This is a genomic window from Brevundimonas vancanneytii, assembly GCF_901421975.1.
Lineage (GTDB): Bacteria > Pseudomonadota > Alphaproteobacteria > Caulobacterales > Caulobacteraceae > Brevundimonas > Brevundimonas diminuta.
On record NZ_LR588407.1, the window covers coordinates 1,813,549 to 1,840,296 of the forward strand.

The window sequence follows — 26,748 nt, forward strand, 5'->3', positions numbered from 1 at the left end:
CGGAAGGCCGGGCTAACCTCCTGGCCTGAACTTTCCAGGGGCGCTTCAAGGCATGACCACTCAGGTCGAAACCACGGTTCGTAGTCCGGAAGCCTATGCCTTGGCGCACCGCGCAGTTGATGCGATGCAAGAGGCGAGCGTCTGGCCGACTCCGCTGAACTTCGAGCTCTGGCTGCACTATCTCAGCGCGCCGGACAGCCCGTTGAGCCAGGAGATGGCGCGGCTGCTGGCCAGCGGCGCGCCCTTCACTGACACCACAGCCGAGATGCTGGCCGCCGAATTCCTGCCCCGCAGCCGGCTGTCCGAAGAGATTCGCGACGCGGGCGCCGTGCTGAACCGCGAACTGGCCGCCGTCGCCGCCGCCATCGACAAGGCGCGCGAAAGCCAGGCCGACTACGGCGACACCCTGTCACAGGCGGTCGACCGCATGGCCTCGGCGCCTGACACCGACAGCCTGGGCGTCATCGTTTCCTCCCTCAGCGACGCCACGCGGCGGATCCGACGCCACACCTCGGCGCTGGAGCGTCGTCTGGAATCCTCCAACCGCGAAGTCGTCAAGCTGCGCGACCACCTGGAGCAGGTCCGTCGCGACGCCATGACCGACGCCCTGACCAATCTGGCCAACCGCAAGGCGTTCGACGAACAGCTGCAGCGTATGTGCGACGAAGCCGAGAGCGACGGCACGCCCATCGGACTGGCGCTGATCGATATCGACCACTTCAAACGCTTCAACGACACCTGGGGCCATCAGACGGGCGACCAGGTGCTGCGCTATGTCGCCAGCGTCTTGGCTCGCATCGCGCGCACGCCGCGCATCGCCGCCCGCTATGGCGGTGAAGAGTTCGCGGTCATCTTCCCGCGCGAGACGGGGGGCGCGATCGAAGCCGCCCTCAACGCCGCCAGGGAAGAGATCGCCTCGCGCAGCCTGCGTCGTCGTTCGACCAATGACGACCTGGGGGCCGTGACCATTTCCATCGGCTTCGCCCTTCGCCATTCCGGCGAGGCGGCTTCGCAGTTCTTGGAACGCGCCGACGAAGCGCTCTACGCCTCCAAACGGACGGGCAGGAACCGCGTCACCAACGCCGAGCTGGCGGCCTCAGCCGCCGCCTGAGCCACGCCTCAGTAGGACAGGCGCAGACCCAGCGACAGGGTGCGCGGCGGAGCGTAGCCGGCAACGCCGCCCGCCGTTTCCGAGACCTCGACTTCGGCGTCGAACAGGTTGTCCGCCGCCAGCCACAGCAGGGTTCGCGGTCCGGCGCGCCATTCCGCACGCGCGTCGACAGTGACGGCGGCCTCCAGAACGCGGCTGTTGAGATCGTCCTCGAACCGCTTGCTTTCGTAGCGGGCCTGCAGCGACAGGCCGAGCCGGTCAGACGCCTGCCAGTCCAGCCCGCCCGTCGCGCTCCAGATCGGCGCCTGCGCGGGACGCAGCCCCGTCAGCTGAGGCGCGGCTGATCCGCCGTCCATCCGCGCGTCGGTGATCGACAGGGCACCGTTCAGGGTCAACCCGCCTCGCAGCGCCTGACGCGCCGTCAGCTCCACGCCCTTGGCCTCAATGGTCCCGGCGTTCTGACGCTGGCGCAGAACGCCGCCCGCCGGAACGAAACCCGCCCGCGGAAACGTTCCCGGCCCCTCGGCGATGGTGACGTTGACGATGGCGTCCTCGATCCGGTTCCAGAACAGATTGACGCCGAAAGCCGAAATCGGCCCCTCGAACGCCATTCCCGCCTCGATCCCTTGCAGCGTCTCGGGAACCAGAGCCGCATTGGCCTCGGTCAGGTCGTTGCCGACGCGGAACGGCCGGTGCAGCTCATTCAGACTCGCCGGGCGGAAGCCGGAATAGGCCGCCGCCCGCGCCGCCCAACCGCCGCCGATGAAACGGCGCGCCGCCAGGCGGGCGCTGACCACCTCGCCCGAACGATCCGGATCGCTCTCATCCAAGGTCGGCGAGCCCGTGGCGCGGTCCCACTCTCGCCGCCGACCATTCTCATTGCGCCAGCCGTCCAGCCGCAGCCCGCCAGCCACCAGCCACAGGTCGTCGCTCCACGACCCTTCGCCATAGATACCCGCCACCGAGGTCTCGCCGCCCGCCACGCGGTCGCGGGTGAAGGCCCCCTGCATGAAGCGGAAACGCTCGCGCGTTTCGCCCTCGTTGAAGCGGGCGTCGGCGCCCAGCTCCCATTCCAGCCGCCCTCCGGCGACGTCGCGCGTCGCGCGACGCAAGGCGGCGTTGACGCCCCAGCCGGTCGCCGGCGTCTCATATTGGTCGTTGGCGGGCGTGGTCGCGTTGCGATCCGCCGCCACGGCGACGGAGGTGTTGGCGAAGTCGCTTTCGCGCCGCCACGCCTGCAAGCGCCAGCCGTAGCGGCCCTCGTCCGGTCGTCGCGCCGCCGTGGCGGACAGCAGGCGCCCGCTGGCGCTGGATCGCGCCCCCGCGAGGCCTGAACCGCGCTCTTCGTCATAGGCCGAAGCCCGCAGCGACACGCTGATCTGTCCCAGCGGCGCGTCCAGCCGCAGGGCCGCCGCGCGCGCTTCCAGATCCAGCGGCGTATCCGCCGCCCCCGCCGCCGCGCCGCGCACAGGCGTATAGCCGTCGCTGGTCTCATACAGGGTGGACGCCGTCAGCCGCGCCGGCCCGAGATCGAATCCGCCCGCCCCGGCCAGCCGCGCCCCTCCCCGTTCAGCGACCGAGACGGACAGCACGCCGCCGCGCTCCCGCTCGCGCAGTTGGATCACGCCCGTCAGAGCACCCGCGCCATAGGGGCCAGCCCCGGCTCCCCGCACGATGTCGAGGCTCTCCAGGCTCTCCGTCAGCGTCTGCGACCAGATCACCCAGCCGCCGAAGGGATCGTTCATGGGCACGCCGTCCAACGTCACCAGGGTCCGCCCCGCGCCTGACGGGGCGATGGCGCGCAAGGAAATGCCCTGTGTCGTGGGGTTGGCCGCCAGGCTGGAGGTGCGCCGGAACAGGGACACAGCCGGAACAGCGCTCAGGGCCTCGTCCAGCCGATCAGCGCGCGCCAGCGCCGCTTCGTCCAGCCGAATGACCGAAAAGGCCGCCTCGCCCGCCGCAGGCGGCAACCGCGCCGCCGTCACCACGACCTCGTCAACGACGTGCGCCTGAAACTCGATCAACACTGAACTCCCTGCCAATCCCTCGGCGATCAGGTCAGGGATAGTCGATGCGGTCAGGCTTGTCGTCGGCCGAGCCACAGAGTCTGCGCGTCAAATGACCGCCGCTTGAGACAACCTCAGCTCGGGAACGCCCTCAACCGGCGCCGCCGCCGGTCGACACGCTGAACAGCAACCCCAGAACGCCGCGAACCATCAGACCGAGCGTCATCACGCCGACCGTGGCGCCGATCAGAAACACCGCGCGAAAATGCCGGTGCAGGAAGTAGAGAATGTCGCCTGCCATCTGCGTCGACCCTAAAGGTTAACAGCATGATGACACACGGTTCGGCGAAAACCGCAACAACCGTTCGTGATCAGACCAAGCGGCTCTGCACCAGCGCGGCTTCGATGAAGCTAGCGAACAGCGGGTGCGGAGCGAAGGGGCGGCTGCGGTATTCAGGGTGATACTGCACGCCGATGAACCAAGGGTGATCCTTGCGCTCCACCGTCTCGGGCAGCACGCCGTCCGGCGACAGACCGGCGAAGAACAGGCCGCCCTTCTCCTCCACCGCCTGCCGGTAGTTGATGTTCACCTCATAGCGGTGACGATGGCGCTCGTTGATGTCGGTCTGGCCGTAGATCTCGGCGATCTTCGAGCCAGGCGCCAGGGTGGAGGCATAGGCGCCCAGACGCATGGTGCCGCCCAGATCGCCGCCCTGCTCGCGCTTCACGCGCTCATTGCCCTGGACCCATTCGGTCATCAGGCCGACGACGGGCTCTTCCGCCGGGCCGAACTCGGTCGAGGTCGCCTTGGGATAGCCCGCCAGGTTACGCGCCGCCTCGATCACCGCCATCTGCATGCCGAAGCAGATGCCGAAGTACGGAATCTTGCGCTCGCGGGCGTAGCGCGCCGCCTCGATCTTGCCCTCGGCCCCGCGTTCGCCGAAGCCGCCGGGCACCAGGATGGCGTGGGCGCCTTCCAGCCGCTCGGCGCAGGCCTGCGGGTCGCCGGCGAAGGTGTCGGCCTCGACCCAGTCGATGTTGACCTTGGCGTTGTTGGCCACGCCGCCGTGCTGCAAGGCCTCGATCAGCGACTTATAGGCGTCCTTCAGGACGGTGTATTTGCCGACCACGGCGATGGTGACTTCGCCGTCCGGGTGCAGGCGGCGGCGCACGATCTCGTTCCAGCCGGACAGCTCCGGCTCGGGCGCTTCGGTCATGCCGAAATGGGCCAGCACCTGGGTGTCCAGACCCTCGCGGTGATAGTCCAGCGGCACGGCGTAGATGTCGGCCGAGTCCATCGCCTGGATGACGCTGTCGGGACGGACGTTGCAGAACTGGGCGATCTTGCGCTTCTCGTCGGCCGGGATCGGCGCCTCGCAACGGCACAGCAGGATGTCGGGCTGGATGCCGATGGAGCGCAGCTCCTTGACCGAGTGCTGCGTCGGCTTTGTCTTCATCTCGCCGGCGGTCTTGATGAAGGGCAGCAGGGTCAGGTGGACGAAGCACGACTGGCCGCGCGGCAGATCCTGCTCCAGCTGACGGATCGCCTCGAAGAAGGGCAGCCCTTCGATGTCGCCGACCGTGCCGCCGATCTCGACCAGGACGAAGTCCACATCCTCGCCGCCGTCCGTCTTCGCCGGGTTCAGGCAGAACTGCTTGATCTGGTCGGTGACGTGCGGAATCACCTGGACGGTCGCGCCCAGATAGTCGCCGCGACGCTCCTTCTCGATGATCGTCTGATAAATGCGACCGGTCGTGATGTTGTCCGACTTGGCCGCCGAGACGCCGGTGAAGCGCTCATAGTGGCCCAGGTCGAGATCCGTCTCGGCGCCGTCGTCGGTCACGAAGACCTCGCCGTGCTGATAGGGGCTCATCGTGCCCGGATCGACGTTGAGATAGGGGTCCAGCTTGCGCAGGCGGACCTTGTAGCCCCGCGCTTGCAGAAGAGCGCCGAGAGCGGCGGAGGCGAGGCCTTTTCCAAGAGAGGAAACCACGCCGCCGGTGATGAACACATAGCGAGCCATGGGCGGACACCTTACTCCATGATTCGTCCTGCGCGCAGGGGCTCAGGAAAAATCCAACTGTTGATCAAAAGAAGAAAGCGCGCCTTGCGGCGCGCTTCCCCAAAACTCGATGGCGGCGACGCCCTTATTGGGCGGGCGCGCCCTGGCCGGCCGGCAAGCTGGCTTCCAGATCGTCCAGCGACGGAGCGGCCGGAGCGGCCGGGGTCGCCGGTGCGGCTTCAGGCGTAGCCGGAGCCGTCTGTTGCGGCTGGTCCACAGCGATGGAGCCGACGGCGTCGGCGTCGATCACCGAGCGCGAGCCGCGCGCATAGTTGCCCGCGATCGTCAGGCCGATGGCGCAGACAAAGAAGGCGATCGCCAGGATCGACGTGGTGCGGGTCAGCAGATTGCCCGCCCCGCGCGCCGTCATGAAGCCCGAAGGACCGCCGCCCATGCCCAGGGCGCCGCCCTCGGAACGTTGCAGCAGGATCACGGCCGACAGGGCGACCGAGATCAGGATCATGGCGACGAGCAGAATGGTCTGGAGCATGGCGTCATTCATGTGGGCGCAGAAGCGCGCCGATCAAGCGGCCGCCTCTAACATTGATGGAGGTTTCGGGCAAACGCTCAGGCGCGCGTTCAAACCGCGCGGATGATGCCCAGGAAATCTTCGGCCTTCAGAGAAGCGCCGCCGACCAGGGCGCCGCCGACCTCGGCCACCGCCAGGATCTCCCTGGCGTTCGACGGCTTGACCGAGCCGCCGTACAGGATCGGGGCGACGCGGCCGCCGTCGCCCAGCTTGGCGACCATGGCGGCGCGCACGGCGGCGTGGACTTCCTCGATCTGCTCCAGCGTCGGCGTCAGGCCGGTGCCGATGGCCCAGACCGGCTCATAGGCGACGGCGAACGCCTTGCCCGCCAGCGAGGCCGGCAGCGAGCCGGCGACTTGACGGCTGACGACCTCGACCGCCTGCCCGGCTTCGCGTTCCTGCAGCGTCTCGCCGATGCAGATGATCGGCTCCAGATCGGCGGCCAGGGCGGCCTCGACCTTGGCGGCGACGTCGGCGTCGGTCTCGCCGAATCCGGCGCGGCGCTCCGAGTGGCCGAGAATCACCAGGCGGGCGCCCGCATCACGGACCATCTCGGCCGAGACCGATCCGGTGTAGGCGCCCGAGGTTTCAGCGTGGCAGTCCTGCCCGCCGATCTCGACGGCGCCGCCCTTCAACGCCTGGGCCATGCGGTCGATCAAGGTGGCGGGCGGGCACAGGGCCACGCGACAGGCCGCAGCCTGTTCCTTCAGCGCCTTCTCGAGGGTTTCAGCCTCGGCCAGGCTCGCGCCCAGGCCGTTCATTTTCCAGTTGCCGGCGACCAGCTTCACAGATTGTTTCATGCGGCCTGTCTAGTGGCGACGGCGGCGGAAGCCAAGATGTCGTCAAGCCTCACTTGCGGCGGCGGCCCCGCACCCCCTATACGCGACCCTTGGCGCCCTTTCGACGCCGGCCCTCGTCAGGTTCTTTTCGATGATCACGTACTTCCGAAACTTCGCCAAGTCGAAATGGGCCGCCGGCCTGTTCGCCCTGATCATCCTCAGCTTCCTGATCGTCGGGGCGCAATCCGACATCTTCGCCAATCTGGGGCCGCGCCATATCATCAGCGCCGGGGACCGCAGCGTCGATTCCAACCAGTTCCGCGGCAACTTCGAACGCGTGCGCGCCAATCTGCAGGAACAGGCCGGTCGTCCAGTCAGCTATGACGACATGGTCAAGGAAAACCTGCACCAGCAGTATCTGGACAGCCAGACTCAGCGCCTGGGCTTCCTGGACTGGGCCTATAAGGCGGGCATCCGTCCGGGCAAGGAGCTGGTGCTGGCGGAAATCCGCAAGATTCCGGCCTTCTTCAACCAGATCACCGGCCAGTTCGACAAAGACCTCTACGCCCAGGCCCTGGCCCAGCAGAACCTGACCTCGGAAATGCTCGAGCAGGATCTGCGCGACCAGTATGTCACCTCGCACGTCGGTTCGGCCGTGTTCGCCGGTCTTCAGGCGCCGCGCGTCTACGCCGCCCTGCTGGCGGGTCAGGCGCTGGAAACGCGCGACGGCCGCTGGTTCTCGGTCACTCAGGACATGGCCGGCCGCGCGGGCGCCCCGACCGACGCCCAACTGACCGCCTTCATGAAGGAAAACGAGGCGCGTCTGCGCAGCCCCGAGTTCCGCATGATCTCCCTGGTGCTGTTCACGCCGGGTCCGAACGACCCGCGCCCGACCGTCACCGAAGAACAGATTCAAGAGCGCTATGAGTTCCGCAAGGCCGCCCTGGCTGACCCGGAAAAGCGCACCTTCGTCACCCTTACCGTTCCGACCAAGCAAGCCGCCGACAAGATCGCCGCCGACCTGCGCGCCGGCAAGGCTCCGGCCGAGGTGGCCAAGGCCAACAACATCCAGCTGGGCGACTACAAGGCCACGCCGCAGGCCGCCGTGGGCGACCCCGCCGTCGGCGCCGCCGTGTTCGGTCTGGCCGTCGACCAGGTTTCGGCCCCGATCCAGGGTCGCCTGGGTTTCACCGTCGCCAAGCTGGCCGCCATTCAGGCCGGTCAGGCCGTGACGCTGGAAAGCGCCCGTCCCGCCTTGACCCAGGAACTGCAGGCCGAGGCCGTCAAGGCCGCGACCTACGCCAAGGTCGAGCAGTTCGAGAAGGCCCGTCAGGAAGGCAAGAACCTGGCCGACGCCGCCACGGCCGCCAAGGCCCGCGTCATCCAGCTGCCGCCCTTCACCCAGCAGGGCCAACTGCCGGACGGCCAGCCGATGAACGCCCCGCGTCAGGTTCTGGAAAGCGCCTACACCCTGACCAAGGGCGGCGAGAGCGATGTGATCGACGCCGGCGACGGCCAGTATTTCGCTGTCCGCCTGGACGACATCCGCCCGTCGGCCCTGCCGACGCTGGACGAAGTGCGCGCCCCGCTGGGCCAGCAATGGACCCTGCGTGAAAACGCGCGCCTGCTGTCGGCCAAGGCTGAGCAGCTGGCCGGTCGCGTCCGCGCCGGCGAGGACATCGCCAAGGTGGCCGCCGAAGCCGGCGCCACGCTGACGGTCCGCACCGGCGTGCAACAGAGCCGCGAGTCGCAGGCCCAGGTCGGCGACGGCGTGCTGCGCGGCCTGTTCGGTCAGAGCAAGGGTCAGGTCTTCTCCGACGCCCAGTCGCAGACCGCCTTCGTCGTCGGCCGCGTGGACGCCATCCACGCCGCCAACCCGGCCCTGGCCGCGCCGCTGGCCGAACAGGCCCGCCCGCGTCTGACCGAAGAGCTGGCCAACACCCTGGCCGACCGCACCATCGCCGCCGCCGCTGCACGCACCAAGTCGCGCAACGACCCGGCCCTGGCCCTGCAAGCCCTGGGCGTGGAGGCTCCGGCCGCTGCGCCTGCGGCTCCGGCTGCTCCCGCATCCGCCAAGAAGTAATGCTTGAAGAACGCGACGCCTTCATCGCCGGTCTGACGGCGGGCCGCCCTCAGGTTCTGGTCCGCCGCCTGGTCGATGATCTGGAGACCCCCGTCTCGGCCTTTCTGAAGGTCGGGCACGGGCGGCGTTACGCCAGCCTGTTCGAGTCGGTCGAGGGCGGCGCCGTCAACGGCCGCTACTCCTTCGTCACCCTGTCGCCGGACGTGGTCTGGCGCTGCCGGGACGGCAAGGCCGAGATCGCGCGCGGCGCCGACGTTCTGTCCGACGTCTTCACACCCGAAGACCGGCCCGCGCTGGAATCCCTGCGCGCCTTGATCGCGGCGACCAAGTTCGAGTTGCCCGCCGACCTGCCCCCGATGGCCGCCGGACTGTTCGGCGTGTTCGGCTACGACATGGTGCGCCTGCTGGAGCCGCTGGGCCCGGCCAACCCGGACCCGCTGGACCTGTCCGACGCCGTCATGGCGCGCCCGGCGCTGGTCGCCATCTTCGATTCGGTGAAGCACGAGATCGTCCTGATCGCCGCCGCCTATCCGGACACCGCAAGCGATCCAGTCCAGGCCTACGCCGCCGCCGAGGCCCGTCTTGAGGACTTCGAGGACCGTCTGCGCGGCCCCCTGCCGATCCAGCGCGAAGTCGAGCCGGTCCCGGCGCCTGACTTCCACTCCGACGTCGATGAGGCCGCCTTCGGCCGCATGGTAGCGCGGGCCAAGGACTACATCGCCGCCGGCGACATCTTCCAGGTCGTGCTGGCGCACCGTTTCTCGGCCCCGTGGAGCCAGGACCCGTTCGCCTTCTACCGGTCGCTGCGTCGCGGCAACCCGTCGCCCTATCTGTTCTTCCTCGACTACGTCGATTTCCAACTGGCGGGGTCCAGCCCGGAAATCCTGGTCCGGCTGAAGAATGGCCGCGTCACCATCCGCCCGCTGGCGGGCACCCGCCCGCGCGGCGCCACGGCCGAACAGGACAAGGCGCTGGAGGTCGAACTGCTGGCCGATCCCAAGGAACGGGCCGAGCATCTGATGCTGCTGGACCTGGGCCGCAACGACGTGGGCCGCGTCTCCAAGCCCGGCTCGGTCGAGGTCACGGAAAGCTTCGTGGTCGAGCGCTACAGCCAGGTCATGCACATCGTCTCCAACGTGAACGGCGCGGCTGATCCCAAGCTGGACGCGGTGGACACCCTGCTGGCCGCCCTGCCCGCAGGCACGCTCTCGGGCGCGCCCAAGGTGCGGGCGATGGAGGTCATCGACGAACTGGAGTCCGAAAAGCGCGGCGTCGGCTACGGCGGCGGCGTCGGCTACATCTCGGCCAATGGCGAAGCGGACATCTGCATCGTCCTGCGCACCGCCATGTTCGCGAAGGGCCAGATCTTCGTCCAGGCCGGCGCCGGCGTCGTCGCCGACAGCGACCCGGCGGCCGAATACGCCGAGACACTGGCCAAGGCCCGCGCGCCGATGAAGGCCGCCGCCGAAGCGTGGCGATTCACCGCGACCACTCGCGGCCAGGGCGCCGGCGGATCAGTCTAAGGATTGGAAACCGTGGAACCCTGGTCAAACGACACGCCGGGGCCCACGACCATGGTTCCGGCCAGAAGGACCGCCGCTGTGGCGGCGAAGGCGGCTGCAGCAAGCAGGCGCAGGGGTTTCGGTTGTTCCGCCGGAGCCTCGTTCAACAGGGCGCGGGCGTCACGGATGCATTCTACAGGGGTCAAGACGGATTTCTTCCGATGGCGATGCTCCTGTATCGCCCGGACAGCTTAACGTCCGCTTTCAATCGGCCCGACTGTCTTCCATGTTTGGGGCCGCCTTGCCTCCCCCGTCTTCAAGAAGCCTTCGCCATGATCCTCGTCGTCGATAACTACGACAGCTTCACCTACAACCTCGTCCACTACCTCGCGGAGTTGGGCGCCCAGACGCACGTCATCCGCAACGACGAACTGACCGTCGAAGAAGCCTGGGCGCTGAAGCCCGAGGCCGTCCTGCTGTCGCCCGGCCCCTGCGCCCCCGATCAGGCGGGCATCTGCCTGTCGCTGATCGAAACGGCCGCAGAGACCATGCCCATCCTCGGCGTCTGCCTGGGCCACCAGTCGATCGGCCAGGCCTTCGGCGGCGAGGTGGTGCGCGCCAAGACCCTGATGCACGGCAAGACCTCGCCCATCCTGCATGAGGGACGCGGCGTCTTCGGCGGCCTGCCCTCGCCCTTCACGGCGACGCGCTATCATTCGCTGGCCGTGCGCCGCGAGACCCTGCCCGACGCGCTGGAGGTCACCGCCTGGACAGAGGACGGCGAGATCATGGGCCTGTCGCACCGCTCGCGGCCGATTCACGGCGTCCAGTTCCACCCGGAATCCATCGCCACCCAGCACGGCCATGCGATGATCGCCAACTTCCTCGATCTGGCGGGCGTCAAACGATCGGCGAACGTCTGATGGACAGCATCAAGCCTCTGCTGGCCAAGCTGGTCGACGGACAGGTGCTGAACCTGGATGAGGCCAAGAGCTTCTTCGCCGCCTGCCTGCGCGGCGAACCCACCCCGTCACAGGTCGCCGCCGCCGTCACCGCCCTGCGCATCCGCGGCGAGACGGTGGACGAGATCGTCGCCTTCGCCAGCGCCATGCGCGAGGCCGCCCTGTCGCTGGAGCACCCGTTCGATCAGGTGATCGACACCTGCGGCACCGGCGGCGACGGCCAGCACACCTACAACGTCTCGACGGCGGCCGCCTTCGTACTGGCGGGCGCGGGGCTGAAGGTCGCCAAGCACGGCAACCGCGCCATCAGCTCCAAGTCCGGCTCGTCCGACGTTCTGGCCGCCCTGGGCGTCAACCTGGACGCCACGCCCGCCCAGCAGGCGCGGGCGCTGGACCAGGCGGGCATCGCCTTCCTGTTCGCGCCGACCTACCACGGGGCCATGCGCCACGTCGGGCCGGTGCGCGGCGAGATCGGCTTCCGCACCGTGTTCAATCTACTGGGTCCGCTGTGCAATCCGGCGGGCGCCACGCATCAGGTGATGGGCGTCTATGATCCCGCCCTGCTGGAGCCATTGGCCGAGGTGCTGGGCCGACTCGGCGCCAAGCGAGCCTGGACCGTCAACGGCCAGGGCCTGGACGAACTGACCACCACAGGCCCGACCGAGGTGGCCGAATGGAAGGACGGCGCCGTGCGTCGCTTCACCGTCACGCCCGCCGACGCCGGACTGCCGCTGGCGACGATGGATGATCTGCGTGGCGGCGACGCCGAGCATAACGCCGCCGCCCTGACCGCCCTGCTGGCGGGCGAACGCGGCCCCTATCGCGACATCGTCCTGCTGAACGCCGCCGCCGCCCTGGTGGTGGCCGGGCGGGCCGAAGACCTGAAATCGGGCGCCGAACTGGCCGCCGCCGTCATCGACGACGGCCGCGCCGCCGCCGCCCTGGCTGAACTGGTGCGCGTCTCCCACGCGCCGATCGAAGACGAGGACGCCTGATGAGCGACGTTCTGGACCGCATCGCCGCCTACAAGCGCGAGGATGTCGCCGCCCGCAAGGCCGCCGTATCACAGGACGCCATCGAGGCCCGCGCCCGCGAGGCCTCGCCTCCGCGCGGTTTCCGCGCCGCCCTGGCTGACCGTTTCTCCGAAACCGGCCGCCCGGCCCTGATCGCCGAGATCAAGAAGGCCAGCCCGTCCAAGGGCCTGATCCGCGCCGACTTCGACCCGCCCGCCCTCGCTCAAGCCTATGAGCGCGGCGGGGCCTCCTGCCTCTCCGTCCTGACCGACGGCCCCAGTTTTCAGGGCGACGACGCCTATCTGACGGCCGCGCGCGCGGCAGTCGCCCTGCCCTGCCTGCGCAAGGACTTCCTGGTCGATCCGTGGCAGGTGGCCGAGAGCCGGGCTCTGGGCGCCGACTGCATCCTGATCATCATGGACATGGTGGACGACGCCCTGGCCGCAGACCTGCTGGCCGAGGCGACTCGCTGGGGCATGGACGCCCTGATCGAGACGCACGACGCCGATGAAATGGCCCGCGCCGCCAAGCTGGTTCAAGGCCGCGACGACGCCCTGATCGGCGTCAACAACCGCTCGCTGCGCACCTTCGAGGTCGATCTGGCGACGACCGAGCAATTGGCGGCGTTGAGCCCTGACGGCGCGCTGCTGGTCGCCGAAAGCGGCCTGTTTACGCCGCAGGATGTAGCGCGCGTGGCCGACGCCGGCGCCCGCGCCCTGCTGGTCGGCGAAAGCCTGATGCGTCAGGCGGATGTCGAAGCGGCCACGCGAGCCTTGCTGGCCTAAGCTTCCCACTTACCGCTCATCCCCGCGGGGTGTGGAGAATCAGCCCGCCTTCGCCGCAATCACCCGCAACACGGCATCCGCCGCCAGTTCCGACGGGTCCGGCCCGCCGCGTCCCATCAGGTCCAGCGCCTCGGTCTGGCGACGCGCCTGATCGGCCGCCGCCTCAGGATCGGTCAGCAGCAGCCCGACCGCCTTGGCCAGGGCCTGCGGCGTCGCCTCATTCTGGATGAACTCCGGCGCGATGGCTTCATCGGCGGCGATATTGAACAGGGTGATGTGCTTGGCCGTCACCAGCCGCTTCATCAGGACGTAGCTCAACCCATCGATCTTATAGGCGATGACCATCGGCGCGCCCGCCAGTGCGAGTTCGGTCGAAACCGTGCCGCTGGTCGCCAGGGCGGCGTTGGCGGCCTTCATGGCGTCGTACTTGTCGGCTTCCTGCACCACATGGGCGCGGAACGGCCAAGCGGCGACCCGGCCCGCCACATCGACCGCCACCGTGCCCGCTGCGACGACGGCCACCTCGAGCCCCGGAATCTGGGTCTTCAACTGCTTCACCGCCTGCTCATAGACGGGCGTCATGCGCGTGATCTCGCTGGGTCGGCTGCCTGGCAGGACCAGCAGCAGCGGCGCATCCGCCGCTATGCCCCGCGCAGCGCGAAAGCGGGGGCCGTCGGCCCCCGCCATGTCGACGTGCAGCGCCTGCGAACCGACGACCGTCGTCGGCAGACCCGCCTTCTCGAACCAGGGCGCGTCCAACGCATAGAGGGCCAGCAGGTGATCGACCGCCCCCGCCAGCGTCTTCGCCCGCCCCGGCCGCGAGGCCCAGACCTGCGGTCCGACGTATTTGATCAGCGGCGTCTTCGGCGAGGCCGCGCGGATCGCCTGAGCCACGCGGATGGTAAAGCCCCAGCTGTCGATCAGAACCACGGCGTCCGGCTTTTCCGCCGCCGCCAGGGCCGCCGTCTCGGCCACCCGCTTCTTGACCTTGCCATAGGCCTTCAGCCCCTCGATCCAGCCGAGGATCGACAGCTCGGCGATGTCGAAGGGGCTGGCGACGCCCTCGGCCGCCATCTTGGGGCCGCCCACGCCGACGAAGACCACGTCCTTGCCCAGCCGCGCCTTCAACGCCCGCGCCAGCCCGGCGCCCAGCGCATCGCCCGAGGCCTCGGCCGCCACCAGCATGACCTTCAACGGACGGCTCATCGCGGCTCTCCCCAGACGAACAGGCCCAGACGGTCGGCCGCCTCGACCAGACCTTCGTGGTCGATGACGATCAGCCGCCCCTCGAACCCGCCGATCCCGGCCAGGCCCGCAGCGGCGGCCAGTTCGACCGTCGTCGGTCCGATAACGGGCATGTCGACGCGCAGATCCTGGATCGGCTTGGGCGCCTTACCCAGAGCGCCGCGCACAAAGCCCGGCGAGCCGCGCAGGTCGACAGGCAGGCTCGCCACACGGCGCAGCATTTCGTCCGTGCCTTCCTGCGCCTCAACCGCCAGCACCAGCCCGTCGCAGACGACCGCGCCCTGACCGATATCCAGTTCGCCTGATTTTTCAGCGACGTGCAGCGCCTTCTTCAGGTCCGCCAACTGCTCGGCCGTCGGCGTCACCCGGCCCAGGGCGCCCGCCGCCAGCATCTCGCCGCCCAAGATGTCGTCCGCGCCTTCGACGGCGAAGCCTTCATCCTCGAACACCGACAGGATCTTGCGCAGCAGGGCGTCGTCGCCCTTGGAAGCCGCCGCGATAATGCCGGGCAGCAGGGACGCGCCCTTCAGATCGGGCTTCAACGTCTTGAAATCCGGTCGGTTGACGTAGCCCGCCAGACAGACCGCGCGACAGCCCTCGGCGCGCATGGCCTTCACGATCTTGCCGATCTCAGCCATGCCGAAGTCCTGCCCCGGCCAACGGTGCAGGTGAGCGTCGGCGAAGCCCTTCAGGCGGATGATGAAGACCTCGCGCCCCTCGGCCTCGCAGCGCTGGGCGACGCGGATGGGCAGGTCGCCGGAACCCGCGATCAGGGCCAGCTTGGGCGCGGTTGTCATTCCGCGCCCGGCAGGCACAGCGGGCGCTTGCCGCCGTCACGGATGAAGGCGGTGATCTCCATGATCTCAGGCAGGTCGGCATAGGCCTGTTCGACCCGATCCAGACGCTCAGCAAAGACGCCTTCGCCCTCGAACAGGTCGCGATAGGCGGCCAGCAGGCGGCGCACCGCATCCTTGCCGTAGCCCTTACGCTTCAGCCCGATCAGGTTGAGGCCGTGCAGGCTGGCGTGATTGCCCCAGACCGAGCCGTAGGGAATGACGTCGCGCGTCACGGCGGCCAGACCGCCGACGATGGCGCCCTGCCCCACCCGGCCGTTCTGGTGCACGGCGCACAGGCCGCCGAGGAACACCCTGTCGCCGACATGGACGTGACCGCCCAGGGTGGCGTTGTTGGCCATGGTGACGCTGTCGCCGACCACGCAGTCATGGCCGACGTGAGCGCCGGTCATGAACAGGTTGTTCGAGCCGACGCGGGTGACGCCCGTTCCCTGAGGCGTGCCCCGGTTGAAGGTGCAGTGCTCGCGGATAGGTTGTTCTCCCCGATCTCCAGCCGCACCGGCTCGCCCTTGTAGCCGCCGTGCTGCGGATCGCCGCCGATGACGGCGAAGGGGTGGATCGTCGTGTTGGCGCCGATGCTGGTGTCCTGCTGGATCACCACATGGCTGACCAGACGCACGCCGGAGGCCAGCGCCACGCCTGGCCGACGGTGCAGAACGGGCCGATCTCGACCCCGTCCGCCAGGGTCGCCGAGGCGTCGACGACGGCGGTCGGGTGGATGGTCACTGGGCAGGCTCCGCACAGTCACGACCATGGCCATGAACTCGGCCTCAGCCGCCAGCTTGCCGTCGATGAAGGTCTCGCCGCGGAACTTGTAGGCGTCGCCGCGCGCCTTGATCACCTTGACCTCCATGCGCAGCTGGTCGCCCGGACGCGCGGGCTTGCGGAAGCGCACGCCGTCGATCGACATGAACATGATGACCTTGTCGGCCACCGCCACGTCCAGCGACTTGGACATCAGCAGGGCGCCCGTCTGGGCCATGGCCTCGACGATCAGCACGCCCGGCATGACCGGATCGATCGGGAAGTGGCCGGGGAAGAAGGGCTCGTTGTGCGTGACGTTCTTGATGCCGACTATCGAGGTCGCCGCCACGAAGTCCTGCGCCTTGTCGACCAGCAGGAAGGGATAGCGGTGCGGCAGGCGACGCATCACCTCGGCATAGTCGATGTTGTTGTCTTCGCTCATTCTTTCGATTCCTTTGCGCCCTTCTTCTGGGACGCCTGTTTGGACAGCCACACCGTCTCGCGCAAGAATTGGCGCAGGGGTTTGGCGGGATAGCCGGACCAGATCTCGCCCGGCGGAATGTCGGCCAGGACGCCGCCGCCAGCCGCGACGCGCGCGCCCTCGCCGATGGTGATGTGGTCGCCCACGCCCGCCCGACCGCCGAAGATGCAGTTGTCGCCGCTGGTGACCGAGCCCGAGATGCCGGTGTGGGCCGCCATCAGATTGTTCCGGCCGATGACGCAGTTGTGGCCGATCATTACCAGATTATCGATCTTGGTGTTCTCGCCGATGACGGTGTCGTCATAGGCGCCCCGGTCGATGCAGGAGTTGGCGCCGACCGTCACCCCGTCCTGCAGGATGACGCGGCCCAGTTGCGGAATATCCACAGGCCCGGCCTTCGATCCGGCGGCGCCGAAGCCCGCCTCGCCGATCCGCGCGCCCGCCAGCAGCTTCACCCGATCACCCAGCAGGGCGAAGCCGACGGTGACGCCGGGGCTGATCAGGCAGTCACGGCCGATCTGGACGCCTGGCCCGAGGACGGTGTTGGCGCCGATGCGGCTGCCGCGCCCGATGCGGACGCCCTCGCCAGGATGACGCCCGGCTCGACCACGACCGTGTCGTCCTCGGCAGCCTCGGCGGCGCTGATGGCGCGATCCAGGCGGATCGGTCGGTGCAGCAGGGCCGAAGCCCGCGCCCAGGCGGCCTGCGCCTCGCCCGAGACGATGACGGCGGCCTCAGCCGGCGCCGCATCCACGGCCGACGGCGGCACGATCACGCACCCGGCCTTCGTCTCTGCCAGAGCAGCGGCGAACTTGCGGTCGCCCAGAAACGCAATCGCGCCCCGGTCCGCACTGGACAGGGGCGCGACGGCCGAGACGATGACCTCGCCGCCCCGGACCACCTCCCCGCCGATGTGCTCGGCGAGGGCGGCGACCGTCAGGGACGACAGGGTCTGGAAGAACCTCGGATCGGGCATGGCCCGCCTTAGGATTGCGGCTGGCCGGAACCGGCATGCGGTTGAAGCTCAGGGTCGGCAGTTGGGCGTTCAGGCGCTGGATGACGGTGTCCGTCACGTCCATGGCAGGGTTCATGATGAAGACGCTCTCGCGGTCGATCATGATGCCGCAGCCCTTCTCCTGATAGACGGCGACCAGCAGGGGCTCGATGGCTTCCGAGATCTTCTGGCGCTGCTGAGCCAGGGTGTAGCGCAGCTCGTTGTCGCGGGTGCCTTCCAGTTGCTGAGCTTCCTGGATGCGGGTCTGCAGTTGCTGGCGACGCTGGTTCATCTGGTCAGCCGGAATCGTCGCCGCGCCCTGTTGCAGAGCCTGAGCTTCGGTCTGGATGGCGGTGGCGTAGGGCTGGAGCTCGCCCTGAACTTCCTGCGCCAGCTGCTCCATGCGGGTCTGCACGGCCTGACCGACCGTCGACTGGGCCAGAACACGCTGGTTGAAATAGACGCAGACGCCGGGGATGGCCGGACCGGGGTTGGCCGGGCCTTGCGTCTGGGCCAGGGGCGGCCGAAGCGGTCAGCGAAGCGAGGGCGAAGGCGCCGATAGCGATGAGTTTCATAATCTAAGCCTTGGTGGCGGCGGTCAGACCGCGGTTAGAACTGGGTAGAGGTCGAGAAGCGGAAGGTCTCGGTCTTGTCGTAGTCTTCCTTGGACAGAACCTTCGACAGGTCGAAACGGATCGGCCCCATCGGCGAACGCCAGTGAATGCTGACGCCGGCCGCCGCACGCAGCGACAGCTCATCGACGATGTTCGGGTTGCGCAGTCCCGTCGCCGGATCGACCAGATAGCGGTCGTCCAGCTTGCCGATGGTGCCGAAGTCGGCGAACAGCGAGGTCTTGATGCCGTATTCGTCGGGCAGATAGTTCGGCACCGTCAGTTCAACCGTGCCGATGGCGTAGAAGTTGCCGCCCAAGGCGTCGGTCGTGGTCAGGTCGCGTGCGCCCATACCCGCCGTCTCGAAGCCGCGGAAGGTGTTGCCGCCCTTGAAGAAGCGGTCGTTGATGCGGATGGGATCGCCGTTCCAGCCGCTGACATAGCCCGTCTGGCCCTGGACGCTGACCACCCAGTTCGGGCGGATGCCGTAGTACCAGGACGCGTCGGCCTCGGTCTTGATGTAGTTCACGTCGCCGCCGATGCCGGCGAAGTCCTGGCGCAGCGAGGCGGACCAGCCGCGCGTCGGTCGGACCGGGTCGTTCAGGCGGTTCACCACAAGGGTGTAGCCCGCCGAGGAGTTGATGTAGGAGCCCGCCTGGTCGCACAGGGCCGACGAACCAGCGCCTACGCCGCCGCAATAGCCGAACGGAATGACGACCTCGTCGTCCTTCAGGAAGTAGCGCGCGCTGAACGAAGCGTAGCCGTTCAGCGGATAGGTGACGCGCACCCCGCCCCCGGTCGAGCGATAGTCGTAGGACGAGTATTTGCTCAGGTCATAGCGCATGTGGAACAGGTCGAAGCCCGCCCGCACGTCGCGCCCCAGGAATTTGGGCTCGGTGAAGCGGAAGTCGATCTGCTGACGCAGCGAGCCCCATTCGGCGCGCGCCACGACGTTCTGGCCTCGACCGCGGAAGTTGCGTTCGGTGATGCCCAGGTTCAGCACGAAGGAGTCGACCGAGCTGAAGCCCGCGCCGACCGACAGTTCGCCGGTGGGCTGTTCTTCCACGGTGACGTTGACGACCGAACGGTCCGGCGCGCTGCCGCGCGTCTCCTCGATCTTGACGTCCTTAAAGAAGCCCAGGGCGCGCAGATTGTTGCGCGAACGCTCGACCAGCGAACGGTTGAAGGCGTCGCCCTCGCCCACCATCAGTTCACGGCGGATGACGCTGTCCAGAGTACGGGTGTTGCCGACCACATTGATGCGGTCGATGTAGACGCGCTGGCCCTCGCGCACGTTGAAGGTCACGTTGACCGTGTCCGTCTCAGGATCCGCGCGATAGGTCGGATTGATCTCGACGAAGGCGTAACCGGCCGAACCGGCGGCGAAGGTCAGGGTGTCGACCGCCGCCTGGATGCGATCGCTCTCATACAGATCGCCCGAACGGATCGGCAGCAGCATCTGCAGGAAGTCGGCGTTCAGGCGGTCGTTCTCGGTGACGACCTTGATCTCGCCGAAGTTGTAGCGGTCGCCCTCGTCCACCGTGACCGTCACGCCGAAGGCGCTGTTGTCCGGCTTCAGCTCGGCCACGGACGACAGGATGCGGAAGTCGTAATAGCCGCGGTTCGTGTAGAATTTCCGCAGCTGCTCGCGATCGTAGTCGATCCGGTTCGGATCGTAGTTGTCGTTCGAGCTGAACAGACGCCACCAGGCCGACTGCTTTGTGACCATGACCTGACGCAGGTCGCTGTCCGAAAACGCAGTGTTGCCCAGGAAGGTGACGGCGGCGATGCCGGTTTCAGGGCCTTCGTCGATCTCGAACACGACGTCGACGCGGTTCTGCTCCAGCTGAACCAGCTTGGGCGTGACGGTCGCCGAGATGCGGCCCGACAGACGGTACAGTTCAACGATCTTGCCGACGTCTTCCTGAACCCGCGCGCGAGTGTAGATGCCGCGCGGACGAATGGTCACTTCATCGCGCAGCTTCTTCTCGGCCAGGGCCTTGTTACCCTCGAAGGTCACCTGGTTGATGATCGGGTTCTCGGCGATCTCGACGATCAGGTCGCCGTTGGCCTGAAGGCCGATCTGCACGTCCGCGAAGAGACCTGTGCGCGACAGAGTGCGCACCGCAACGTCGATGGTCACGGCGTCGATGGTGTCGCCGGGCTGGATCGGCAGGTAGGACAGCACCGTCGTCTGATCGATACGCTGGTTGCCGCGCACCACGATGCGGTTGACCACGGCGCGCTCGGCCTGCGGCTGCGCCATCTGCACCTGAGGCGTCTGGGCCGCTGCAGCGGGCGCTGGGGCTGGCGCGGGCGCCGCCTGCTGGGCCCGGGCCGGTTGCGCCAGTCCGGCGGCGAAGGTCAGGGCCAGGGCGCTGACCCCGAGAATGCGGCCAGGGGTCTGGATCATGAGGCGACTGTCGTTTTGGTTCATGCGGAATACCATCGGGGGCTGGCGTCGGCTCACGAGACGAGCCCGCCGAGGAATTTGAAGAGATTGAGCTTCTGCAGATCGTTCCAGGTCGCGAACAACATCAAACCCGCCAGCAAAGCAAGACCGACCCGATATCCCGCTTCCTGAACACGGGCGGCCATCGGGCGGCGCGCCACGGCTTCATAAGCGTAGAACAGCAGGTGCCCCCCATCCAGAACGGGAATAGGCATCAGATTTAAAAAGCCGATTCCGACCGAAAGTATGGCCGCGAAGCTGGTCAGCGTCAGCAACAGATTGCGAACGATGGCCCAGGGCTCGGGATTGGCCGCGACCGCGGCGTTGGTCAGGGCGCCGGACGCCTTGGCGATTCCCAGCGGCCCGCTGAACTGATCGCCCGACTCTCGGCCGGTGAAGATGCGGCCGATATAGGTCAGGGTGGTGTTCAGGATGGCGCCGGTTTCGCGCACCCCCTGCCCCACGGCGGCGATGGGACCATAGCGGACGTGGCGAATTTCATCGCGGTTGGAGCCCAGGGCCAGGCCGATGCGGCCGACGCTGACACGACCGGCGATGCGATCCGTCTCGGTCCGACGTTCGGGCGTGGCCGTAAGCTGCACCGCCTGATCGCCGCGCTCGACGGTGAAGCGCACCGGATCGCCGCTGCTCAGGGCCACGACGCGCGTCACCTCGCCCCCGTCGGAGATCAGCTTGCCGTTCACATGGGTGATCAGATCGCCCGGCAGGAAGCCCGCCTGCGCCGCCGGCGACTGGGGCTGGACCTCCATCACCCGCGCGGGACGCAGCTCGACGCCCACCAGGCTGAACAGCAGGGTGAAGATGAAAATGGCCAGGATGAAGTTGGCGATCGGCCCGCCCGCCACGACCAGGGCGCGCTGCCACAGAGGCTTGAAATAGAGGTAGTCGCGCTCGGCGCCCGGCCCATGCTTGGCCGTCACGGCCTGACGCAGGGCCTCAAGACCCGCACGATCCGGCACGCCGGTCGCATCCAGATCGCCGGAGAATTTCACATAGCCGCCCAGCGGCAGCCAGCCGATCCGCCACTCGACGCCGTGCTTGTCGGTCCGGCGGAAGATCGCGCGCCCGAAACCGATGGAAAAGCGGTCCATCTTCACGCCGAAGGCGCGCGCCGTCAGGAAGTGGCCCAGCTCATGCACCGTCACGACAAGCGTCAGCACGAGCAGGAACGGCACGACATAGGTCAGAGCCTGGCTGATCACGCCTATCATGCCGTTCGTATCTCCCGTTCCCCTCAGGCCGCGATGTTCAGCGAGGCGATGACGTCGCCCGCGATCCGCCGCGCCTGCGCATCAACGGCCAGGGCCGCCTCGCAGGCATCGTCGGAACCGCAAGACGCGCCCGCGCCCGTCGCCTTCTCAAGGGTGTCGGCGACGACTGCGGCAATATTGAGAAAGCCCAGCCGCCGGTCAAGGAAAGCCAGAGCCGCCACCTCATTGGCCGCATTGAAGACGATGGGGGCGATTCCGCCCGCCGCCAGAGCTTCGCGCGCCAGACGCAAGGCCGGGAACCGATCCTCGTTCGGGGCCTCAAACGTCAACCGCCCCAGGGCCGCCAGGTCCAGCTTGGGCGCCGGCCAGGCCAGACGATCGGGCCAGGACAGGGCGCAGGCGATGGGCGTCCGCATGTCCGGCGCGCCCATTTGGGCCAGGGTCGAACCATCCACATATTCCACAAGGCTGTGGATGATCGATTCCGGGTGCACCACTACATCGACCCGCTCGCCCGGCATATCGAACAGATAGGCGGCTTCGATCAGCTCCAGCCCCTTGTTGGCCATGGTGGCGCTGTCGACCGAAATCTTGGCGCCCATGCTCCAGTTCGGATGGGCCACGGCCTGTTCCGGCGTGATCCGCGTCATGGCCGCGCGCGGCAAGGTGCGGAACGGCCCGCCAGAAGCGGTCAGCACCAGTTTGGATACGCGCTCGGGCGCCCCGGCCGGAAAGACCTGGAAAATGGCGGAATGTTCGGAATCGACGGGGATCAGTCGCCCGCCGCTGCGCTTGACCCGCTCGATCAGCGCCGGACCGCAGCAGACCAGGCTTTCCTTGTTGGCCAGAGCCAGGGTCGCCCCCGTCCCCGCCGCCGCCCAGGCCGAGCGCAGGCCCGCCGCCCCGACGATGGAGGCCATGATCCAGTCGGCGGGCCGCACGGCCGCCTCGACGATGGCGTCCGGCCCCGCCGCCGCCTCGACCCCGGTTCCCGCCAGGGCGTCGCGCAGTTCGTTCAAGCGCGCCGGATCGGCTGTCACGGCGATGCGCGGCCGCCAGCGGCGCGCCTGTTCGGCCAGGCGAGCAATGTTGGCGCCGCCGGTCAGGGCCTCGACCTCGAACGCGGCCGAGCCAGCCGCTTGCGCCTGCTCCATCAGGTCCAGGGTCGAGGAGCCGACCGATCCGGTCGAGCCCAGGACAGAGACGCGCCGCGCGATCATGCCGCCCGCTCCAGCATCAGGACGATCAGACGCCCGGCCGACACCACGACGACGGCGAACATCAGCCCGTCGACGCGGTCCAGCAGACCGCCGTGGCCCGGGATCAGATTGCCCGCGTCCTTGACCCCGAAACGCCGCTTCAGCGCCGATTCCCACAGGTCGCCGCCCATGGTGGCCAAGGCCGCCGCCAGACCCAGAACCCCGCCCCAGAAGGCGTTCAGCAGGCCCATGTCCAGCCAGCCCGCCATGGCGGCGCCGGCGATCATCCCGGCGGTCAAGCCGCCGATGAAGCCCGACCAGGTCTTATTGGGCGAAAAGCGCGGCCACAGCTTGGGCCCGCCGACGAAGCTGCCGACCAGATAGGCCAGGATGTCCGCCGACCAAGCCACGGCGAAGACCAGCACGGTCCAGTACAGCCCCTGCACCTCATGCAGGTCGCGCAGCCAGATCAGCAGGATGCAGGGCCAGCCGAGATAGAGCACCCCATAGGCCGTATCCAGCACGGACTCGCCGCGCGTGCGGGCGAACAGGCCCGCCGCCAGGGCGCCGAACACCATCAGCACCAGGGCCAGGGAAATCTGCCCGACATGGGCCGCGATCACCGCCACGACCAGCGCCAGGGCCACGCTGATCCCGACCGAACGCCACAGGTTCGGCGCGCACATCCGCGCCCACTCGAAAGCCAGCAGCACCGCCCCCGCGACCACCAGGGCGCAGAACCAATCGCCGCCCGCCCACGTCGCCAGGACCGCCGCCGGCGCCAGCACGACCGCCGAAGCGGCGCGCAAGGCGATATCTCGAGGCTTCAACGCCATGTCAGCCCGCGACCTCGCCATAGGCTTCAACCATGACCTCACGCCCGCCGTAGCGGCGCTCACGACAGCCGAACTGGGCGATGGCCTCGGCCAGGGCTTCGGCGCCGTAGTCGGGCCATAGGATCTCCTGGAACACCATCTCGGCGTAGGCCGCCTCCCACAGCAGGAAGTTGGACAGGCGCTGCTCGCCCGAGGTTCGCACGATCAGATCGACCGGCGGCGCGCCCGCCGTCGACAGACCGGCGCCCAGCGCCTCTTCATCGACAACCACGTCTTCGCCCGCACGGGCGCGATCGACCAGCCGCTGGGCGGCGTCGACCAGATCCGCCCGGCCGCCATAGTTGAAGGCCACCTGCAGCAGGAATTTTTCATTGTCCGCCGTCTCGGCCTCGGCCCGTGCGACGATGGCGGCGATGTCGTCCGGCAGCCCCTTGCGACGGCCCAGCACCTTCACCCGCACGCCCGCCGCCGCCAGCCGTTTCAGGTCGCTGCCGACGAAGGCGCGCACCAGGCCCATCAGATCGGACACCTCGTCGGCCGGACGGCTCCAGTTCTCGGTCGAGAAGCCGAACACCGTCAGGCATCGCACGCCCAGCTCCGGCGCCGCCTTGATCGTCCGGCGCAGGGCCTGGACCCCCTCGCGGTGGCCCACGGCGCGTGGAAGACCCCGGCGCTGCGCCCAGCGGCCGTTGCCGTCCATGATCAGGGCGACGTGACGTGGCCCCTTTGCAGGCGCCGTGGCGACGGGCTCGGCCGACATGATGGGGGCGTCCTTCCTGAACAGGCCTGACCGCGTCAGACCTGCATGATCTCGACTTCCTTGGCCTTCAAGGTCTCGTCGATGCGCTTGATGGCCGCATCGGTGTCCTTCTGGACCTCGGCCTCCATCTTCTTCTGTTCATCCTGGCTGATCTCGCCGGCCTTTTCAGCCTTCTTCAGCTCGTCGTTGGCGTCCCGGCGCACGTTGCGCACGGCGATCTTCTTGTCCTCGGCGTATTTGCCGGCCAGCTTGGCCAGATCCTTGCGGCGCTCTTCGGTCAGCGGCGGGATCGGGATGCGCAGCGTCTGGCCGTCGACGACCGGGTTCAGGCCCAGGCCAGCGGAGCGGATGGCCTTCTCGACCGAAACCACCATCCCCTTGTCCCAGACGTTGACCGAGATCATACGCGGCTCCGGCACGCTGATCGCGGCCACAGCGGTCAGCGGCGAGGTTGCGCCATAGGCTTCAACCACGACCGGCTCCAGCAGACCGGCGTTGGCCCGGCCGGTACGAAGGCCGGCGTAATCGTCCTTCAGGGCGGCGACGGACTTGTCCATCCGGTCGCGGAACGTCTTGAGATCGGGTTTGGCCATGACGTGTGTCCTTGGTCCTGTCGTTTGATGGCGAAGCCGCTCAGGCGGCCTTGTTGGTGATGACGGTGAAGGTGCCTTCTCCCGTCAGCGCCTTCTGAATCGATCCTTCCTCGCGGATCGAGAAGACCACGATCGGAATGCCGCTGTCGCGCATCAAGGCGATGGCCGAGGCGTCCATGACGCGCAAGTCCTTGGCCAGCACTTCCTGATAGGTCAGCGTCTCATAGCGGGTGGCCGTGGCGTCCTTCTTCGGGTCGGCGGTGTAGACGCCGTCCACGCTGGTGCCTTTCAGCAGGGCGTCGCAGCCCATTTCGGCTGCACGCAGGGCCGCGCCCGAGTCCGTGGTGAAGAAGGGAGCGCCGACGCCCGCGGCGAAGATCACCACGCGGCCCTTCTCGAGATGGCGCAGGGCGCGGCGGCGAATATAGGGCTCGGCGATGGCGGCCATGGGGATGGCGCTCTGGACCCGCGTATCGACGCCGATCTTCTCGAGCGCGCCCTGCATGGCCAGAGCGTTCATGATGGTCGCCAGCATGCCCATGTAGTCGGCGTTGGCGCGATCCATGCCCGCCGCCGCCTTGGACAGGCCCCGGAAGATGTTGCCCCCGCCGATGACCAGGCAGATCTCGACGCCCTGACGCGCCACCGCGGCGACGGCGGCGGCGACCACATCCACGGTCGGCATGTCGATGCCATAGGGCTGGTCGCCCATCAGCACCTCGCCCGAGACCTTCAGCAGGACGCGCTTGTAACGAAACTCAGAGGGGGCGTCGGGCATGATCAGGGGTCCGTGGATACAGGGGGTTAGCATCCGCGCGAAGTGAATCGGCGGCTCATCATAGACGAAGGGCGCGTCAGCCTTCAAAGCCGAACGCGCCCTTTTGAAAATTCTTCCCTTTCGGGAAGACGTTTCGAGTTAGTTGCCGCCCGTCATCGAGGCGACTTCCGACGCGAAGTCGGGGGTTTCGACCTTCTCAACGCCTTCACCCAGCGCCATGCGGACGAAGCCGGCCAGTTTCAGCTCGGAGCCCAGCTCCTTGCCGGTGTTGGCGACCAGTTTTCGATGGTCACGTCCGGGTCCATGACGAACGGCTGCTTGGTCAGCACCACGTCCTTCTGGAACTTGTTGATCTGACCTACCACGATCTTTTCGATCATGTTTTCCGGACGGCCTTCTTCCTTGGCCTTCTCGATCAGGACGGCGCGTTCTTTTTCGATCGCGGCCGGGTCCAGGTCCGAGGTGTCCAGCGCCAGCGGAGCCGTGGCCGCCACGTGCATGGCGATCTTGCGGCCCACTTCACGCAGGGCTTCCTTGTCGCCGGCGCCTTCCAGGGCGACCAGCACGCCGATGCGGCCGACGCCCGGCGAGACGGCGTTGTGGACGTAGCTCGAAACCACGCCTTCACCGACCGACAGGCGAGCCGCGCGACGCAGTTGCATGTTCTCGCCGATGGTGGCGATCAGGTTGGTGACTTCGTCCTGAACCGTCTTGCCGTTCTCCAGGGTCGCGCCGTGGATGGCTTCCACGCCGTCGTGGTGCAGACCCAGCTGAGCGAATTCCTTCGCCGCCGACTGGAACAGGTCGTTGCGGGCCACGAAGTCGGTTTCGGCGTTGAACTCGATGGCCGAGGCGACTTCGCCCTTGCCGTCTTCGCGCACGGCGACGGCCACCAGGCCCTCGGCGGCGACGCGGTCGGCCTTCTTGGCGGCCTTGGACAGACCCTTGGCGCGCAGCCAGTCGATGGCCGCTTCGATGTCGCCGTTGGTCTCAACCAGCGCCTTCTTGCAGTCCATCATGCCGACGCCCGAACGCTCGCGAAGCTCCTTCACGAGGGCGGCAGTGATCTCGGCCATGTCTTTCTCCTGAAATTCAAAATGGGCGGCCGGACTGTTTAGCCCGGCCGCATGTCAAGT

General features: G+C 67.9%; 21 protein-coding genes and 5 pseudogenes. 6 read left to right on the forward strand and 20 right to left on the reverse strand.

The window, feature by feature from the left end:
* Positions 1-52: 52 nt before the first annotated feature.
* The gene (locus tag FGL25_RS08955; protein ID WP_046653560.1) at positions 53-1,111 is read left to right on the forward strand and encodes a GGDEF domain-containing protein; all 1,059 of its coding nucleotides are present in this window, start codon (positions 53-55) and stop codon (positions 1,109-1,111) included.
* Positions 1,112-1,119: 8 nt separating this feature from the next.
* On the opposite strand, the gene FGL25_RS08960 is transcribed toward FGL25_RS08955, so the two are convergent.
* The 5 genes from FGL25_RS08960 to tpiA all read right to left on the reverse strand — a co-directional run bounded on the left by FGL25_RS08960 (position 1,120) and on the right by tpiA (position 6,509).
* Positions 1,120-3,135 carry a TonB-dependent receptor gene (locus tag FGL25_RS08960; protein WP_138141509.1) on the reverse strand — a complete coding sequence of 672 codons (2,016 nt, stop codon included), beginning with the start codon at positions 3,133-3,135 and terminating at the stop codon, positions 1,120-1,122.
* Positions 3,136-3,268: 133 nt separating this feature from the next.
* Positions 3,269-3,418 (reverse strand): hypothetical protein, encoded by a 150-nt coding sequence (locus tag FGL25_RS16855; RefSeq protein WP_164918017.1) that lies wholly within the window; start codon positions 3,416-3,418, stop codon positions 3,269-3,271.
* A gap of 70 nt (positions 3,419-3,488) precedes the next feature.
* The gene (locus FGL25_RS08965; RefSeq protein ID WP_138141510.1) at positions 3,489-5,141 is read right to left on the reverse strand and encodes a CTP synthase; all 1,653 of its coding nucleotides are present in this window, start codon (positions 5,139-5,141) and stop codon (positions 3,489-3,491) included.
* 124 nt (positions 5,142-5,265) lie between these two features.
* Positions 5,266-5,670 carry a preprotein translocase subunit SecG gene (secG, locus tag FGL25_RS08970; protein WP_223850708.1) on the reverse strand — a complete coding sequence of 135 codons (405 nt, stop codon included), beginning with the start codon at positions 5,668-5,670 and terminating at the stop codon, positions 5,266-5,268.
* Positions 5,671-5,759: 89 nt separating this feature from the next.
* Positions 5,760-6,509 carry a triose-phosphate isomerase gene (tpiA, locus tag FGL25_RS08975; protein WP_003164633.1) on the reverse strand — a complete coding sequence of 250 codons (750 nt, stop codon included), beginning with the start codon at positions 6,507-6,509 and terminating at the stop codon, positions 5,760-5,762.
* A gap of 130 nt (positions 6,510-6,639) precedes the next feature.
* Here tpiA and FGL25_RS08980 point away from each other — a divergent pair, with 130 nt between their 5' ends.
* Positions 6,640-8,571: a peptidylprolyl isomerase gene (locus FGL25_RS08980; RefSeq protein WP_138141511.1), complete on the forward strand. Its 1,932-nt coding sequence runs from the start codon at positions 6,640-6,642 to the stop codon at positions 8,569-8,571.
* On the forward strand, positions 8,571-10,094 hold the full coding sequence (gene trpE / locus FGL25_RS08985) for an anthranilate synthase component I (protein ID WP_138141512.1): 1,524 nt from the start codon (positions 8,571-8,573) through the stop codon (positions 10,092-10,094). Before FGL25_RS08980 ends, trpE begins: the two co-directional genes overlap by 1 nt.
* On the opposite strand, the gene FGL25_RS08990 is transcribed toward trpE, so the two are convergent.
* Positions 10,091-10,279, reverse strand: coding sequence for a hypothetical protein (locus FGL25_RS08990; RefSeq protein WP_088411552.1), 189 nt, complete (start codon positions 10,277-10,279; stop codon positions 10,091-10,093). The two genes, trpE and FGL25_RS08990, sit on opposite strands and share 4 nt — an antisense overlap.
* A gap of 126 nt (positions 10,280-10,405) precedes the next feature.
* Here FGL25_RS08990 and FGL25_RS08995 point away from each other — a divergent pair, with 126 nt between their 5' ends.
* From FGL25_RS08995 to trpC, 3 genes are read left to right on the forward strand one after another with little or no spacing between them, the layout of a single operon-like run.
* Positions 10,406-10,996 carry an anthranilate synthase component II gene (locus FGL25_RS08995; protein ID WP_138141513.1) on the forward strand — a complete coding sequence of 197 codons (591 nt, stop codon included), beginning with the start codon at positions 10,406-10,408 and terminating at the stop codon, positions 10,994-10,996.
* Entirely contained in the window at positions 10,993-12,030 is a 1,038-nt protein-coding gene (trpD, locus tag FGL25_RS09000) for an anthranilate phosphoribosyltransferase (RefSeq protein ID WP_233126746.1), read from the forward strand. The genes FGL25_RS08995 and trpD overlap by 4 nt, the downstream gene beginning before the upstream one ends.
* On the forward strand, positions 12,030-12,833 hold the full coding sequence (gene trpC, locus FGL25_RS09005; RefSeq protein WP_003164626.1) for an indole-3-glycerol phosphate synthase TrpC: 804 nt from the start codon (positions 12,030-12,032) through the stop codon (positions 12,831-12,833). The genes trpD and trpC overlap by 1 nt, the downstream gene beginning before the upstream one ends.
* A gap of 39 nt (positions 12,834-12,872) precedes the next feature.
* On the opposite strand, the gene lpxB is transcribed toward trpC, so the two are convergent.
* From lpxB to tsf, 14 genes and pseudogenes are all read right to left on the reverse strand, one after another.
* Positions 12,873-14,039 carry a lipid-A-disaccharide synthase gene (gene lpxB / locus FGL25_RS09010; RefSeq protein WP_138141514.1) on the reverse strand — a complete coding sequence of 389 codons (1,167 nt, stop codon included), beginning with the start codon at positions 14,037-14,039 and terminating at the stop codon, positions 12,873-12,875.
* Positions 14,036-14,875 carry a UDP-2,3-diacylglucosamine diphosphatase gene (lpxI, locus tag FGL25_RS09015; protein ID WP_138141515.1) on the reverse strand — a complete coding sequence of 280 codons (840 nt, stop codon included), beginning with the start codon at positions 14,873-14,875 and terminating at the stop codon, positions 14,036-14,038. The genes lpxB and lpxI overlap by 4 nt, the downstream gene beginning before the upstream one ends.
* Positions 14,872-15,658: pseudogene (gene lpxA / locus FGL25_RS09020) on the reverse strand (acyl-ACP--UDP-N-acetylglucosamine O-acyltransferase). Before lpxA ends, lpxI begins: the two are co-directional and overlap by 4 nt.
* Before the next feature lie 19 nt (positions 15,659-15,677).
* Positions 15,678-16,118 (reverse strand): annotated as a pseudogene (fabZ, locus tag FGL25_RS09025) (3-hydroxyacyl-ACP dehydratase FabZ); the annotation flags it as partial.
* Positions 16,115-17,133, reverse strand: a pseudogene (lpxD, locus tag FGL25_RS09030) (UDP-3-O-(3-hydroxymyristoyl)glucosamine N-acyltransferase). The pseudogenes lpxD and fabZ, both read right to left, overlap by 4 nt.
* Positions 17,134-17,263: 130 nt before the next feature.
* Positions 17,264-17,566: pseudogene (locus tag FGL25_RS17495) on the reverse strand (OmpH family outer membrane protein); the annotation flags it as partial.
* A 194-nt stretch (positions 17,567-17,760) separates the two neighbouring features.
* Entirely contained in the window at positions 17,761-20,175 is a 2,415-nt protein-coding gene (gene bamA / locus FGL25_RS09040) for an outer membrane protein assembly factor BamA (RefSeq protein WP_436835251.1), read from the reverse strand.
* 53 nt (positions 20,176-20,228) lie between these two features.
* Positions 20,229-21,446 carry a M50 family metallopeptidase gene (locus FGL25_RS09045; protein ID WP_138141517.1) on the reverse strand — a complete coding sequence of 406 codons (1,218 nt, stop codon included), beginning with the start codon at positions 21,444-21,446 and terminating at the stop codon, positions 20,229-20,231.
* Positions 21,447-21,469: 23 nt separating this feature from the next.
* Entirely contained in the window at positions 21,470-22,666 is a 1,197-nt protein-coding gene (gene dxr / locus FGL25_RS09050) for a 1-deoxy-D-xylulose-5-phosphate reductoisomerase (protein ID WP_138141518.1), read from the reverse strand.
* Positions 22,663-23,481 carry a phosphatidate cytidylyltransferase gene (locus tag FGL25_RS09055; RefSeq protein WP_138141519.1) on the reverse strand — a complete coding sequence of 273 codons (819 nt, stop codon included), beginning with the start codon at positions 23,479-23,481 and terminating at the stop codon, positions 22,663-22,665. Before FGL25_RS09055 ends, dxr begins: the two co-directional genes overlap by 4 nt.
* Before the next feature lies 1 nt (position 23,482).
* The gene (uppS, locus tag FGL25_RS09060; protein ID WP_138141520.1) at positions 23,483-24,241 is read right to left on the reverse strand and encodes a polyprenyl diphosphate synthase; all 759 of its coding nucleotides are present in this window, start codon (positions 24,239-24,241) and stop codon (positions 23,483-23,485) included.
* Positions 24,242-24,276: 35 nt separating this feature from the next.
* The gene (gene frr / locus FGL25_RS09065) at positions 24,277-24,834 is read right to left on the reverse strand and encodes a ribosome recycling factor (protein WP_003164614.1); all 558 of its coding nucleotides are present in this window, start codon (positions 24,832-24,834) and stop codon (positions 24,277-24,279) included.
* Between the two features lie 40 nt (positions 24,835-24,874).
* On the reverse strand, positions 24,875-25,612 hold the full coding sequence (gene pyrH, locus FGL25_RS09070) for a UMP kinase (protein WP_003164613.1): 738 nt from the start codon (positions 25,610-25,612) through the stop codon (positions 24,875-24,877).
* Positions 25,613-25,750: 138 nt separating this feature from the next.
* A pseudogene (gene tsf, locus FGL25_RS09075) lies at positions 25,751-26,688 on the reverse strand (translation elongation factor Ts).
* Positions 26,689-26,748: the final 60 nt, after the last annotated feature.

What these genes read in the sequence shown, in the direction of transcription:
- FGL25_RS08955 (WP_046653560.1), top strand. Translation starts at nt 53, where the DNA reads ATGACCACTCAGGTCGAAACCACGGTTCGTAGTCCGGAAGCCTATGCC.
- FGL25_RS16855 (WP_164918017.1), bottom strand. Translation starts at nt 3,418, where the DNA reads ATGGCAGGCGACATTCTCTACTTCCTGCACCGGCATTTTCGCGCGGTG.
- FGL25_RS08965 (WP_138141510.1), bottom strand. Translation starts at nt 5,141, where the DNA reads ATGGCTCGCTATGTGTTCATCACCGGCGGCGTGGTTTCCTCTCTTGGA.
- secG (WP_223850708.1), bottom strand. Translation starts at nt 5,670, where the DNA reads ATGCTCCAGACCATTCTGCTCGTCGCCATGATCCTGATCTCGGTCGCC.
- tpiA (WP_003164633.1), bottom strand. Translation starts at nt 6,509, where the DNA reads ATGAAACAATCTGTGAAGCTGGTCGCCGGCAACTGGAAAATGAACGGC.
- FGL25_RS08980 (WP_138141511.1), top strand. Translation starts at nt 6,640, where the DNA reads ATGATCACGTACTTCCGAAACTTCGCCAAGTCGAAATGGGCCGCCGGC.
- trpE (WP_138141512.1), top strand. Translation starts at nt 8,571, where the DNA reads ATGCTTGAAGAACGCGACGCCTTCATCGCCGGTCTGACGGCGGGCCGC.
- FGL25_RS08995 (WP_138141513.1), top strand. Translation starts at nt 10,406, where the DNA reads ATGATCCTCGTCGTCGATAACTACGACAGCTTCACCTACAACCTCGTC.
- trpC (WP_003164626.1), top strand. Translation starts at nt 12,030, where the DNA reads ATGAGCGACGTTCTGGACCGCATCGCCGCCTACAAGCGCGAGGATGTC.
- lpxB (WP_138141514.1), bottom strand. Translation starts at nt 14,039, where the DNA reads ATGAGCCGTCCGTTGAAGGTCATGCTGGTGGCGGCCGAGGCCTCGGGC.
- lpxI (WP_138141515.1), bottom strand. Translation starts at nt 14,875, where the DNA reads ATGACAACCGCGCCCAAGCTGGCCCTGATCGCGGGTTCCGGCGACCTG.
- bamA (WP_436835251.1), bottom strand. Translation starts at nt 20,175, where the DNA reads ATGATCCAGACCCCTGGCCGCATTCTCGGGGTCAGCGCCCTGGCCCTG.
- FGL25_RS09045 (WP_138141517.1), bottom strand. Translation starts at nt 21,446, where the DNA reads ATGATAGGCGTGATCAGCCAGGCTCTGACCTATGTCGTGCCGTTCCTG.
- dxr (WP_138141518.1), bottom strand. Translation starts at nt 22,666, where the DNA reads ATGATCGCGCGGCGCGTCTCTGTCCTGGGCTCGACCGGATCGGTCGGC.
- FGL25_RS09055 (WP_138141519.1), bottom strand. Translation starts at nt 23,481, where the DNA reads ATGGCGTTGAAGCCTCGAGATATCGCCTTGCGCGCCGCTTCGGCGGTC.
- uppS (WP_138141520.1), bottom strand. Translation starts at nt 24,241, where the DNA reads ATGTCGGCCGAGCCCGTCGCCACGGCGCCTGCAAAGGGGCCACGTCAC.
- frr (WP_003164614.1), bottom strand. Translation starts at nt 24,834, where the DNA reads ATGGCCAAACCCGATCTCAAGACGTTCCGCGACCGGATGGACAAGTCC.
- pyrH (WP_003164613.1), bottom strand. Translation starts at nt 25,612, where the DNA reads ATGCCCGACGCCCCCTCTGAGTTTCGTTACAAGCGCGTCCTGCTGAAG.